Raw genomic sequence first — 12,925 nt, forward strand, 5'->3', positions numbered from 1 at the left:
GTTTTACCTCATGGGTGGCCTTGAAGTCAGCGCGCACCCAGCACCGGAGCTCAACCGTGCTGGTGAGGGCGGCGGAGGGAGCTCGGGGCAGAGAGGACGGGGATCTGGAGGCCGCTGGAGGTCGCAGTTTGTCGATCTCCCGGGCCTCGAACGGCAGCCCGGCCAGGCTGAGCGGTGGGCCGGCGGGCAGTCGACGGAGCCACCCCCGTGCATCCGGAGCGGTCACCCCCGGCGGCGGGTGGCCGACGGGGGCCACGGACCGGCGCCGGGAGACCGGGTCGTACACGGCGTACAGGCAGGTGGCGCCGACGAGCTGCTCGCCCACAGACCGTCGGTCGGCCCGAGCATCCACGGGGTTGAGAGGGCAGCGCCCTCCAGTGCGGCCAGAATCCGCGCCTCGCGGGCCACGTCGTGCGCCGACGCCGGTAGGCGACCCAGCGGTGGGCATCGCAGCACCCACCTGCGGCCCTCCTGGTCTCGTACCAGTTAGGTCAGACTCGACTGGCCGGGCCCGATCCTGTCAAAGACAGGCAGCCCTGCGAAGTCGACGCCCAGGGTCTTGAAGTCGCAGGTGCTTGCAGATGACGTGCGTGGTTATGGATGGGGACCTTGCTGACGTCAGGTTGTGGGCGAGTGAACTGGATGCTGGGCACGAGCAGTTCGTGCACGGGTTCAACCGGTCCGAGCCACGGGAGTCGCCGCCGGCCTCCGGGGCACCACACACCTGCTGGCCATCCGATCCGCCGGCCACCACCTGGCTGCCGCGCCCCTGGGTGTCCAGCGAGCCGGTGGACGACGGTGCCGTGCCCACTTAACCTGCGCGACGGCGGGCGCGACCGAGGCAGCTCAGCCCAGCAGCTCAGCACTGCCGGCCGGTTCGCGCCGCTCTTGCCCATTGATGCGGTGCCGTTCGATGGACGAGCGCCGGTACACCTCCTGCCGCACCCGCTGAATCTCGCCGATGGGCCGGTGGTCCTCGCGTGAACGCCACGGCGTGATCGACGTGGCGTCGGCGGCCGCCAGGTTGTCGTCCCCGCCGATAGCCTGGCGCGGGAGATCCACCCGGGCGACCGTCACCCAGGGGGACAGGTCCTCGGGCCACTTGACGGACGTGTTGTCCACCTGCATACGGGCCAGATCGGTGTTGAGCTGGACCTGGAGCTCGAAGGAGTGGTCTCGCTCCGCGGCCTCGGCCACCAGGGTGCGGCGGAATGCCTCATTGTCCGCACGCACGTCCACGATCTGCTGCGTGATGGAGGCCAGGGACGCGGCGGTCGGCACGGTACGGATCTTGGCGATGTGTTCGCCGTACCGGAAGGCGCCCATGCTGTTGTAGCTGTACGACAGCAGGTTCCTGCGCGGGACACCGGTGAACGACAGCATGGCGAGCAGTTCGTCCCACAGCCAACTGTCGGGATCGGTGAGCGTCAGCCGACGGGTCAGGAACTCCGCCATCCAGGTCTTGCGGCGTGCTGGGTCCACGAGGGCCTCGGGCAATTCGGCGAACAAATCCTCGATCACCATGTAGTCGTAGGCCGTGTTCGCGAAGAAGACATCGTTGTTGATCAGGTTGAGGTCGAAGGTGCCGCTGTCTCGTTCGTCGTCCAGCAGCGAGGGGCCGGCAACTCCGAACAGCTTGATGCCCATTCCGCAAGCCGCGCCCAGCTGGTGGTCGGGGCGGTCGTGGCCCAAGCCGTTCGAGTAGCGGACGACGGCGTCGTACGCGGTCGGCCGTGCGAAGATTCCCTGCCGGTAGAAGCCAGGATTGTCACCAACCGTGACCGTGGCCTTGAGGAGGCCGTAGGTCTTGCCGTGGGCCGTGCGGACAGCGCGGCCGACGGTCTCGCGCTCGACCGAGGCGCGAGTACGACGCGCCACCTGGGCGATGACTGCTTCCATCTCCTCCTGGTAGGAAGGGCGTTCGATGGGCCGGTAGTCCTCGTAGCGAACAGGATTCATTGCGCCGCCTCCCTCTCGTGGTGTACTGCGCACAGACGCTATTACGCAATTTAATTGTGCACAACGTAACTGTGGGCGATCACACGTTCCCAGCACCGAATCGTCGGTGCCGGCTACTCGTCAGTGCCCAGTGCGTGGGGTGCAGCGCAGAGGGACGACGGACAGAAATGAACGGCCCCCGCAAGCAGTCCAGTCACCACCTGGTCTGTCCAGCCAAGGTCCGCCGGCGCATCGAGCACGACTACCGCGAACTCAACACGGCCTGGGCCCGGAGCACTTCGAAAGCCGATCCTGGCCGGCCGGCACCACCACGTCACCCTCGTGACCGCCGCCCACGTCTTCCTCACCGAACAGCGCCTCGCCCCAAAAGCACCCGGACCGGTCTCACCCTCTACCAAATCCTCGACACCCTCCGGGACGTTCCGAGGTGCTGGACCGGTGTCTGCACCACCTGCCACCAAGCCGCCCTGCCAACCTGGTGTGCCGCGCGCTGGGCGGCCGCCGCAACCCCATGACCACTGGAAGCGCGAGACCCACCTCTTCACGGCGCACTGGGGCAATCGATCACCGTTCAGAATTGCCGATGTTCGCGTCCTCGTCGCCGGCGCCCGGGCCGGTGAGGGTGACGCCATCGCCACCGTTGAACTCCTGGCCACAGTCCACGTGCCGCACGTCGTTGACGGCAGACGGGTGCGTGGTTGTGGCCTCTGTTGGCGCCGGCGAGCCCGCTGCCGATCAGGCGGATGCCGTGCGCGGACCAGGTGGAGGTTTCTGCGCTGGGGAGCCCTGCCAGTGTTTCAGCCACCGGCTTCCCCTTTACTGCTCGGCGAGCCACTAACTGGTAGAAGAGGCGCTGATGCTGCCGGAAGGACTGACGGAAGGACTGGCGGAGGAACTGGCGGAGGGCCTCGAGGAAGGGGTTGCCGTCTGCGAGGGCGAGCTGGGGCGGCGGCCGCTGGAGGCTCGGGGGGTCGGCTTCGCCTTCACTGGTGGCGGCGCACTGGTGGTGGGAGGCCGAGAGACCGGTGACGTGCTGCGAGTCGCCGTTGGCAGAGGACGCCGGATCCCGTCACCGTTTCGGTCCCGGACGCCCTTTCGGGCCGGGTGCGTGGTCACACGCTCCGGTGAAGCCTGTGAATCGGGAACGCGGACCCCGGGCTCTTCGGGGGACGGCTGTTCCGGGATCGAGGCTGCTCGTGGGGCCGTCGACTGGGGAAACACCGATGCGGTGGCCAGGCCTCCGAGGAGGGTGAAGGCGGCTGCGGCAAGAGACCGGACGGCATACTTCTTCAGTCGCGCCGGACGGTCGTACCGGTCAGCCGACAGGTCTTGCGAGGCAGTCGGTGACCCGGGAAGGGGCGACCCGGAGGAACTCGGTCCCCGACTCGAGCGGACCTCCGGCATCGCGGCCTCGACGGCCGGAGCACCGCCTCTCCGATCGCTCGGCTGTGTCATGCCGGGGTCGTATGCCCCACACTCTGGGCAGGTAACGGCGCCGTTGAGCGTGCGGCTGCACGGGATGCAGTAGTCCATGAAGCGACCGTCCTCAGTCCTTGAGTTGACGGGAGCAAAGATGCACCCAACCCGGGCAGCAGTCAGCGGCGGGGAGACGCCGCTTGGTTTGTTTCGGACCGATCTTTGACATGTACGAACCTCACTTACCGGTCTATAGGTGGGTCACCGGTTACTGGGTTCAACGGGGCGCATCGAATGAGTACTCACCCGCAGGCTGAAAAGTGGGGTATGTAACTCTGCGGGAAGGGACGTTGATGACCGGGACGGCGCGGCAGCCTCGGCGTACGAGCCGAACGGTTGCGGCTCGATCCGGGCCGAGTGCTGCTCACTTCCCACGGCTCGACGTCCCCTGGGCGCATTTTCTTCGCTCCTGCGATGCCCTGGGGCAAGGTGGTCAGGCTGAGGAGAGTCCCACGGGCAGCAGCAACCGCACTGCGACCACAGCCGGTCGTCTTGGCGGCCGCCGCGAGTCTGCTCCCACCTTCGAGACCTGCCAGACCGTGGGAGGGCAACCAGAATTGAGCACTTACCGGCATGGAGGTGAGGCGCGCCAGACTGCCGGGGCCGACGCGGCGGCAGCAGTCGCATCAGCGTCGACGCTGCGGAACACCACCCTGATCACGCAGCACGCGGCCAGGTTGTGAGCACCGGGGTCAGGGTGCCGGACCGCGCAGCCGCACGGCCCAGCACCTTCCGGCCATCCAGCGGTGCCGGTCGAGGGGCAATTGTTCAGGGGCAGTTGACAGCCGAGTCCCCTGTGTCACGGTTGCAGGTGTCGAAGCCGAGGCCGCCGTCGAGGGTGTCGTTGCCGGGTCCCTTGGAGTGCAGTCGCCGGACGGTGCGACGGTGTCCCTGGTGCTGTTGCCGGTCTGCCCAACGGTGATGCCGTTGCCCCGCCCCACCCCGGAAGTGACGGTGATGGTGGTGCCGGTCTTGTTCACCAGCGTGGTGAGAATCCCTGCCGGCCGTGCTGCGGCAGCCGCGGTGGATGCGTCCGTGAGGTACAGAGTGAAACCGCGCACCGTGGCCAGAAGCGCGACGGTGCGATGGGCCCTCCTTCTCAAGACCTGCCCCCTCACTGGGAAGCCGCGCTGAAGGTGGAGTCGACCATGCGCACCGGTTACGAGCACGGCTTCCGGGTGATCACTCTGACCGACTGCGTCACCGTCACCTCGTAGGAGAAGCAGGACAACGCCATCGCCTACAACTTCTCGATGTTCTCGCTGCCGATGGCCTCTGCCGACGTCATCGCCGCCCTGTAGCCCCGCCGTCGCCCGCCCCAGCGGCTTGGCCGGCCAGAGGCGCTCCTTCGGCTTCGGTCTCCCCGCCGTCGGCCGCCCTAGTTGTATTTCCCTGTGAGGTTGGGGACGCGGCTGGCGGGTGGTTGGCCTTTCAGCGCGGTGTGTCCGCGGTGGTGATTGTAGGTCTGCAGCCACTGCGGGTAGGCGTCGCGTCGTTCGGTCTCCGTGCGGTAGGGGCGAGCGCAGGCCCACTCGTCCAGCAGGGTGCGGTTGAAGCGCTCGACCTTCCCGTTCGTCCGCGGCCGGTAGGGGCGGGTTCGCTTGTGGGTGATCCCGGCTGCGGCGAGGGCATCGCGCCAGTCGCGTGAGCGGTAGCAGGAGCCATTGTCGGTCAGCACCCGCTGGACGGTGATCCCGACCTGGGCGAAGAACGTCTGGGCCCGGTCCCAGAAGGCGGTTGCGGTTTCCTTCTTCTCGTCGGTGAGGATCTCGCTGTAGGCGAGGCGGGAGCGATCGTCGACGGCGTTGTGCAGGTAGCTGTAGCCCATGCCGGAGCGGGTCTTGCGGCCGGCCTGGCGGCCCAGGGTCTTGTGTCCGCCGCCGTCGGGGATGTTGCCGAGCTTCTTGATGTCCACGTGCACCAACTCGCCCGGCGCGGACCGTTCGTAGCGTCGGATCACCCGTCCGGTGGCGCGGTCGACATGAGTGAGACGGGCCAGCTTGTAGCGGGCCAGGACCCGGTGCACGGTGGACGGGTTCAATCGCAGCAGGTAGGCGATGCGGGCCGGTCCCCAGCGGCGCAGGACACGGACCTTGATGATCCGCCGCTCGGGGCGGGTCGGGTCCGGCTCGGGCTGCGATGCGGTCTGGACAAGCGGTCACTCATGCCCGCCGCGCCGAGCTTGCGGTAGCGGTCCGCCCAGCGCTGGGCCGTGGTCGGCGAGACCTGGAAGCGTTCGGGGCCCTGCGCAGGGTCCAGCCGTCCTCGACCACGCAGCGGGCCAGACGCAGACGGCCGGTCCCGGTCAGAGGTGCATTACGGTGGGGCACGAGGGCCTTTCTGTTGGTGTAGACGTCGCAATCCACACCGAACCGGAAGGCCCTCACCTGTTCAAGATCCCTCAGCCGAGACCTGGCTCACCCGTCCACAGCCTCCCGAGACAGAACACCAGCACGCAACGACTCTGAGCCGATCAACCCTAGATGCCCGAGTTCAACGGAGCGTAGTCAGCACCAAGTCAGCACGGGACAGGTGAAGACGGGTGATGACATGGGCTTTAGTCAGCACCAAACCAGCACGGGAGTCAGCACCGCACCGCCAAATCACCCCGAACTGCGCGTCCCGGACGGCGCTCGTTTCGACCAACTTCGAGCCCCTGAACCGCCCTTCCGTGAGCTGGCATGGTGGCCGCACGCATAGCCACCCCTCGAACTATGTCGCCCCACCACATGTGCCCCTGACGTGCGTCTTCCTACCGTGTGCCAACACGTACCCGTCCCCACCGCACACGAGGAAGTGGCGCACATGGCCTCCGGAACCACCGCTCCCCCACCCCCCGCCAGCCTCAAGCGCATCGTCGCCGCCAGCCTCATCGGCACCACCATCGAGTGGTACGACTTCTTCCTCTACGGCTCGGCCGCCGCCCTGGTCTTCAACAAGCTGTTCTTCCCCGACTCCGACCCGCTGGTCGGCACGCTGCTCTCCTTCCTGACGTACGCCGTCGGATTCGCGGCCCGGCCGCTGGGCGCGCTCGTCTTCGGACACTACGGCGACCGGCTCGGCCGCAAGCGGCTGCTGGTACTGAGTCTGCTGCTGATGGGCGGGGCGACCTTCGCCATCGGTCTGCTGCCCACGCACGCGACCGTCGGTGCGGCGGCCCCCGTCCTGCTCACCGCACTGCGTCTGGTGCAGGGCTTCGCGCTGGGCGGCGAATGGGGCGGTGCGGTCCTGCTGGTGTCCGAGCACGGCGACGCGAAGCGGCGGGGGTTCTGGGCGTCGTGGCCGCAGACCGGAGCTCCCGCGGGCCAGCTCCTGGCGACGGGCGTCCTGTCACTGCTCACCGCCACGCAGTCGGACGCCACCTTCCTTTCCTGGGGCTGGCGCGTCCCGTTCCTCCTCTCCGGTGTGCTGGTCGTCGTCGGTTTGTGGATTCGTCTGTCTGTCGACGAATCACCGGTGTTCAAGGAGGCGCTGGCGCGGTCCGAGGCCCGCAAGGCGGCCGGAGCGGACGAGCCGGAGAAGCTTCCGCTGGTCTCCGTCCTGCGCAACCACTGGCGTGACGTACTGGTCGCGATGGGCGCCCGCATGGCCGAGAACATCAGCTACTACGTGATCACCGCCTTCATCCTCGTGTACGCCACCACCTCCGCCGGCGTCTCCCGGCAGACCGCGCTCAACGCCGTTCTCATCGCCTCGGCCGTGCACTTCGCCGTCATTCCGGCCTGGGGTGCCCTCTCCGACCGCATCGGCCGCCGCCCCGTCTATCTGCTCGGCGCCGCGGGTGTCGGCCTCTGGATGTTCCCGTTCTTCTCCCTCATCGACACCGGCGGCTTCGCGAACCTGATCCTCGCCGTCACCGTCGGCCTGGTCCTCCACGGCGCCATGTACGCGCCCCAGGCCGCGTTCTTCTCCGAGATGTTCGCGACCCGGATGCGCTACTCCGGTGCCTCCATCGGGGCTCAGTTCGCCTCCGTGGCGGCGGGCGCGCCCGCACCTCTCATCGCGACGGCCCTGCTCTCCTCGTACGACAGTTCCACTCCCGTCTCCCTGTACGTGATCGGGGCGGTTCTGCTGACCCTGATCGCCGTGGGCTTCGCGAAGGAGACCCGCGACCGCGACCTGTCCGCCGTCGAGGACGTGACCGACGATCAGCCGGCCCCGGTCGCGCCGGCGGACGCCCGTACGGTCTGACCGCGCGTCGGCGCTCCCCGATCCCCGTACGCGATGCCGTGTGCGGGGATCAGCGCGGTCCGTGCGACGACAACCGGTGCAGCCGCAGAGCGAGCTGGATCTCCAATATGCGGGCCGGGCTCTGCCAGTCCTCCCCGAGCAGGCGCCCCACCCGCTCCAGCCGCTGCGCCACGGTGTTCACATGCACATGCAGGGCGTCCTTCGTACGCGCCGGGCTCATACCGCTGGCGAAGTAGGCGTCGAGGGTGCGCAGCAGGTCGGTACCACGCCGTTCGTCGTAGGCGACAACTCCGCCGATCGTCCGGCCGACGAACCCGGAGATGTCCCGGTCCCCGGCGAGCAGCAGTCCGAGAAAGCCGAAGTCCTCGGCGGCCGCGCCGTCGCCGGCCCGGCCGAGCAGACGCAGCGCCTCCAGGCAGCGCTGCCCCTCGGTGTATGCCGCGGCCACCGCCTCCGGGTGCGTCGCGAGCCGGTCCAGGGGTGCGGAGGCGCCCACGGTCACCGCCTCCTGAACGGCGGTGCCCAGCTCCTTGGCGGTGCGGCGGGCCAGTGTCGTCGCCGTGTCGCCGGGCCCGAGCGGGAGCAGCAGGACGGTGCCGCCGTCGCGGGCGGCGGCCAGTCCATGGCGGGTGGCGGCGAGATGGGACGCGGCCGACCACAGGCGTCGCCGCGCACCCGCCTCCTGGCCGGCGTCGGCGGCCACGATGTCGAGCCGGGCAGCCAGCACGACATGGGGACCGTCCAGATCGGCGTGCAGCCGCGCCGCCCGCTCCCGCAGCAACCCCGGATCGCGGTCCCGGGTGTCCAGCAGGTCGTCCAGCAGCTCGCCGCGCACCCGCTGTTCGGCCTCCGAGGCCGAGCGTCTGGCCAGCAGGAGCAATGACGTGACCATCGCGGCGCGCTCCAGCGTGCGCTGGTCGACGGGGTCGAGGCCGGGATGCCCGCGCAGCACGAGCGCGCCGAGCAGTTCGCCTCCCGCCGCCACCGCGGCGACCCAGTCGTCGCCGTGCCGTACGGCGTGGCCGTCGGCGCGGGCCGCTTCCACGGCCATGGGCGGTGTGCCGCCCGGCTCGGTGAACTCGACGGTGCCGTCCAGGACTTCGGACACCGCGGCGGCGACGTCGTGGACTCCCCCGCCGCGCAGCACGAGTTCGGCCAGCCGGTCGTGGACGTCCGAGGCGCGTTCGATCACCGCGCTGCGGTCCCGGATGATCTCGTTGGCCCGGCCGAGGCGGTCCAGGGCGGAGCGTGTCTCCGTGAGTGCGTTCGCCGAGTCGATGGCCGCCGCGGCCAGGGCCGCGAACGAGCCGAGCAGGGCGATCTGTTCCCGGCCGAAGACCCGTGCCCTGCGGTCCGCCGCGAACAGCACGCCGATGACCTGGGGCCCGATCATCAGCGGCACTCCGAGGATCGCGACGAGCCCCTCGTCCTGTACGCCCGCGTCGATGGTCCGGGTGTGCTGGAAGCGCTCGTCCTTGAAGTAGTCGTCGGTGACGTACGGGCGGGCGGTCTGTGCGACGAGTCCGCCGAGGCCCTCTCCCATGCCGAGCCGCAGCTGCTGGAAGCGTGCGGCGACCGAGCCCTCGGTGACCCGCATGTAGGTGTCACCCCTGGCCGCGTCGTTCAGACTGAGATACGCGATGTCCGTGCCCAGCAGCGACCGGGCCCGCTGCACGATCGCCCGCAGTACGGCGTCGAGGTCACGCAGGCCCGCGAGGTCGTGCGCGGTCTCGAAGAGCGCTGAGAGTTCGGCCTCGCGGCGGCGCCGTCCCTCTATCTCCGTGCGTACGCGCAAAGCGAGCAGCTTGGCCTGTTCGAGCGCGGCGACGCGTCCGTCGGGCAGACCCTCGGCGCGGGCGAGCAGCACCGGCTGCTCGTAGGCGTCGGCGGTCGCTCCCCGGGCCAGGAGTTCCAGGAACGGCGCTTCCGCGCTGTCGGCGGAGCGCTCGGCTGATGGCAGGTGATCGCGAGACATGGCAACAGGATCGCGCAGAAGCGGGCCGGCGCCCCGGCCCTGTGGACAACTATCCGCAGGGCAACGCCTCGGACCTGTGGACAACGCGTCCCCGGCCCGGGTGCGGCACGGTTCGAGCGGGGCCGGCTCGGGCTCAGTGCGCGGTCCAGCCCCCGTCCAGCGCCAGCGACGTTCCGGTCATGAAAGCCGCCTGTGGACCGCAGAGATAGGCCACCGCCTCAGCGACCTCCTCCGGCTCGATGAGCCGCTTGACCGCGCTGTCCCGCAACAGGACCTCGGTCAGGACGCGCTCTCGCGGGATGCCGTGCGTACGCGCCTGATCGGCCAGCTGCTTCTCGACGAGTGCGGTGCGCACATAGGCGGGGTTCACACAGTTCGAGGTGACTCCGTGGGGGGCGCCTTCGAGGGCCGCGGTCTTCGAGAGCCCCTCGAGTCCGTGCTTCGCGGCGACATACGCCGATTTGAAGGCCGAGGCGCGCAGTCCGTGGACCGAGGAGACGTTGACGATGCGGCCCCAGCCCTGCCCGTACATATGAGGCAGTGCCCCGCGGATGAGCCGGAACGGCGCCTCCAGCATGACGGTCAGCACCGTGTGGAACACGTCGGGCGGGAATTCCTCGATGGGGCGGACCATTTGCAGACCGGCGTTGTTCACGAGGACATCGGTGCCGGCCGCGGCCTGCTCCGCCGCGTCGAGGTCGGTGAGGTCGAGAACGTGCGGCTCGACCGTGCCGGCCAGGCCGTGGGTCCGCTCGGCCAGGGTTTCCAGGCCTTCGGCGTCCCGGTCGACCGCTCTCACCTTGGCCCCGGCGGCGGCGAGCCGCAGCGCGCAGGCGCGGCCGATGCCGCCCGCGGCGCCGGTGACGAGGGCGGTGCGGCCATCGAGGTCGAGTGCGAAGGCGTGGGGGCCCGGGAGGGCGCTGGGCGCGGTCATGCCTCGACCCTAGGCAGTGCCCAGGCGACCACCGATGTGGTCAGCACACACACTTCGCCCTCAGGTCATGGACTCGAACCATGTGGGTTCGTCAAGCAGCGCCTGCTTGATCCGGATGAGGGCGTCGTCCTGCAGCTTCGGCAGGGCGTCCACGGCGAACCAGCCCACCTGGAGCGACTCGTCGTCGTTGACGCGGGCTTCCCCGCCGATGGCCCGGCACCGGAACGTGGTGTCCATGAACTGGCAGACGTCGCCGTTGGTGTAGGTCACCCGCTCCCCGGCCGCGATCATGACGACGCGCTCGACCTCGACGCGCACCGCCGTCTCCTCGTACACCTCGCGGACCGCGCAGAGCGCCGGCTGCTCCCCCGGCTCCGGAATGCCGGAGATGAGCGCCCACCTGTGGTTGTCGGAACGCTGGCCGAGCAGAACACGGCCTTCGTCGTCGAAGACCACGGTGGTGACCCCGGGAAGCCAGAGGAGCTGGTGGCCCGCGAAGGCCCGGATCTCACGGATGAAGTCGGGAGTAGGCATGTCCCCGACCCTATCCGCGCGATTCGTCCGCCTCCGCGCGGGCACGGAGACCGGCCTGAAGGGTGTTCCGCCGCGATCGGACCGCCGTCGTGGCGGCCCAGCCGAGGCCTCCCGCCGCGACGAGCACCAGGATCAGTTCCGGGACGATGCCGAGCTTCGTGGCCGGGGTCTCGGAGGAACGCAGCGGAACCTTCTGGACCAGCGAGTCGGCGACGAACATGCCGGTCCTCTGGGTGATCTTCCCGTCGGGCATGATCACGGCGCTGACACCGCTCGTCACGGGCACCGTGACGGTGCGGCTGTGCTCGACGGCGCGGATGCGGGACATGGCGAGCTGCTGGTAGGTCATCTCGCTGCGGTCGAAGGTCGCGTTGTTGCTGGGCACCGAGATGATCTGCGCGCCGTCGGTGACGGTGCTGCGCACGGCCCAGTCGAACGCCGCCTCGTAACAGGTGACGAGTCCGATACCGGTGCCGTTCATCTTGAACACACCCGGCTCGGTGCCGCGGCTGAAGTCCTGGCGGACCATGCTCGTCCAGTCCTTGTTGATGGCCCCGAGCAGCGGACGCAGGGGAAGGTACTCGCCGAACGGCTGGACCTGCCGCTTGTCGTACGTGTCCACCGGACCCTTGTCCGGGTCCCACAGGATCTGCTCGTTGTAGAGCTTGCCGCTCCGCTTGACGACCGCGCCGACGGAGACGGGGGCGCCGATCGCCTTGGCCGCCTGGTCGATCACGTAGCGGGCGTCCGCGTTGGCGAACGGGTCGATGTCGGAGGAGTTCTCCGGCCACAGCACCAGGTCGGGCTGGGGCTTCTTGCCCGCCTTGACCTCGGCGGCCAGGCGCTCGGTCTCCCGCACATGGTGGTCGAGGACGGCACGCCGCTGGGCGTTGAAGTCGAGTCCCGCGCGCGGGACGTTGCCCTGGATGACCGCGACCGTCGCCGTGCCGTCCTCGGCCTTGTCGCTGACGAGCATCCGCGCGGCGAGCGCTCCGACGACGGGGACGGCGACGCTGAGCAGCGCCACCACGGCCGCGCCGCGGCGCAGGACGCCGGTGTCGCGCCGTTCGACGGCCAGACGGACGATCTCGTACAGCCCGAAGCCGCACAGGACGACGGCGAAGCCGAGCACCGGAGTGCCACCGACCGCGGCGAGCGGCAGGAACACGCCGTCGGCCTGGCCGAACGCGATCTTCCCCCAGGGGAAGCCGCTGAAGGGCGCACGCGCGCGTGCCGCCTCCCCGGCGATCCACAGGGCCGCCGCCCACAGCGGCCATCCGGGCAGCCGGGAGACGAAGGTGATCCCCGCGCCGACCAGTGCGACGTAGACCGCCTCCACGGCGACGAGCGCGAGCCAGGGACCGGAGCCGACCTCGACGCCGGTCCAGACCAGCAGCGGCAGCAGGAATCCGAGGCCGAACAGATAGCCGAGGCCGAGTCCGGCCTTCCAGGAGCGACCGCGCAGGATCCAGCCGAAGACCGCGAAGGCCGGCAGGGCGAGCCACCACAGGGTCCGTGGCGGGAAGCTGACGTACAGCAGCACTCCGGAGAGCGCCGCGGCGGCGGCCGGGACGAGGCGACGCACCAGGGCTGACCCGCGCGGGGCGGGCACGGCCTGGGGTTCGAGCTGTTCCGGCTCGTCTACGGTGGTTGCGGTGGCGGTCACTCGGGGAGTGTACGGCGCCTGACCAGGGCGCGGACAGCTCGGCCCGCGCGGTCCCAGCGCTCGCCGGGTCACCGCGCACGGGCCTGCCGCAACGTTCCTGCACAACCGGTCCCCAAACCGGCGCATCACCCGTTACGGTGTGGCCGAGCCTCTGACGTGCGGCCTGATGCGGTGACGGCGCCCGGGGCCG

8 protein-coding genes and 3 pseudogenes are annotated in these 12,925 nt (G+C 69.6%); 3 read left to right on the forward strand and 8 right to left on the reverse strand.

The window, feature by feature from the left end; all coding sequences use genetic code 11:
* Positions 1–130: 130 nt before the first annotated feature.
* A pseudogene (locus tag OG485_RS43960) lies at positions 131–322 on the reverse strand (SpoIIE family protein phosphatase); the annotation flags it as partial.
* Between the two features lie 524 nt (positions 323–846).
* Entirely contained in the window at positions 847–1,959 is a 1,113-nt protein-coding gene (locus tag OG485_RS07085) for a catalase family protein (RefSeq protein WP_328665119.1), read from the reverse strand.
* Between the two features lie 200 nt (positions 1,960–2,159).
* Here OG485_RS07085 and OG485_RS07090 point away from each other — a divergent pair.
* A pseudogene (locus OG485_RS07090) lies at positions 2,160–2,379 on the forward strand (IS701 family transposase); the annotation flags it as partial.
* Between the two features lie 414 nt (positions 2,380–2,793).
* Here the strand turns inward: OG485_RS07090 and OG485_RS43965 are convergent.
* Positions 2,794–3,492 carry an SCO2400 family protein gene (locus OG485_RS43965; RefSeq protein WP_443048668.1) on the reverse strand — a complete coding sequence of 233 codons (699 nt, stop codon included), beginning with the start codon at positions 3,490–3,492 and terminating at the stop codon, positions 2,794–2,796.
* 1,028 nt (positions 3,493–4,520) lie between these two features.
* On the opposite strand from OG485_RS43965, the gene OG485_RS07095 reads away from it, so the two are divergent.
* Positions 4,521–4,652: a hypothetical protein gene (locus OG485_RS07095; RefSeq protein ID WP_328665120.1), complete on the forward strand. Its 132-nt coding sequence runs from the start codon at positions 4,521–4,523 to the stop codon at positions 4,650–4,652.
* Between the two features lie 161 nt (positions 4,653–4,813).
* On the opposite strand, the pseudogene OG485_RS07100 reads toward OG485_RS07095, so the two are convergent.
* Positions 4,814–5,765: pseudogene (locus OG485_RS07100) on the reverse strand (IS481 family transposase).
* Between the two features lie 475 nt (positions 5,766–6,240).
* Between OG485_RS07100 and OG485_RS07105 the strand changes: the two are divergent.
* Complete coding sequence (locus OG485_RS07105; RefSeq protein WP_328665121.1) at positions 6,241–7,626, forward strand: MFS transporter; 1,386 nt, start codon at positions 6,241–6,243, stop codon at positions 7,624–7,626.
* Between the two features lie 49 nt (positions 7,627–7,675).
* On the opposite strand, the gene OG485_RS07110 is transcribed toward OG485_RS07105, so the two are convergent.
* The 4 genes from OG485_RS07110 to lnt all read right to left on the reverse strand — a co-directional run bounded on the left by OG485_RS07110 (position 7,676) and on the right by lnt (position 12,735).
* Complete coding sequence (locus OG485_RS07110; protein ID WP_328665122.1) at positions 7,676–9,601, reverse strand: helix-turn-helix domain-containing protein; 1,926 nt, start codon at positions 9,599–9,601, stop codon at positions 7,676–7,678.
* A gap of 133 nt (positions 9,602–9,734) precedes the next feature.
* On the reverse strand, positions 9,735–10,535 hold the full coding sequence (locus OG485_RS07115; protein ID WP_328665123.1) for a 3-hydroxybutyrate dehydrogenase: 801 nt from the start codon (positions 10,533–10,535) through the stop codon (positions 9,735–9,737).
* 60 nt (positions 10,536–10,595) lie between these two features.
* Positions 10,596–11,069 carry an NUDIX hydrolase gene (locus OG485_RS07120; protein WP_328665124.1) on the reverse strand — a complete coding sequence of 158 codons (474 nt, stop codon included), beginning with the start codon at positions 11,067–11,069 and terminating at the stop codon, positions 10,596–10,598.
* A gap of 10 nt (positions 11,070–11,079) precedes the next feature.
* Positions 11,080–12,735 carry an apolipoprotein N-acyltransferase gene (lnt, locus tag OG485_RS07125; RefSeq protein WP_328665125.1) on the reverse strand — a complete coding sequence of 552 codons (1,656 nt, stop codon included), beginning with the start codon at positions 12,733–12,735 and terminating at the stop codon, positions 11,080–11,082.
* Positions 12,736–12,925: the final 190 nt, after the last annotated feature.

This window comes from Streptomyces sp. NBC_00328 (genome assembly GCF_036139655.1).
Classification (GTDB): domain Bacteria; phylum Actinomycetota; class Actinomycetes; order Streptomycetales; family Streptomycetaceae; genus Streptomyces.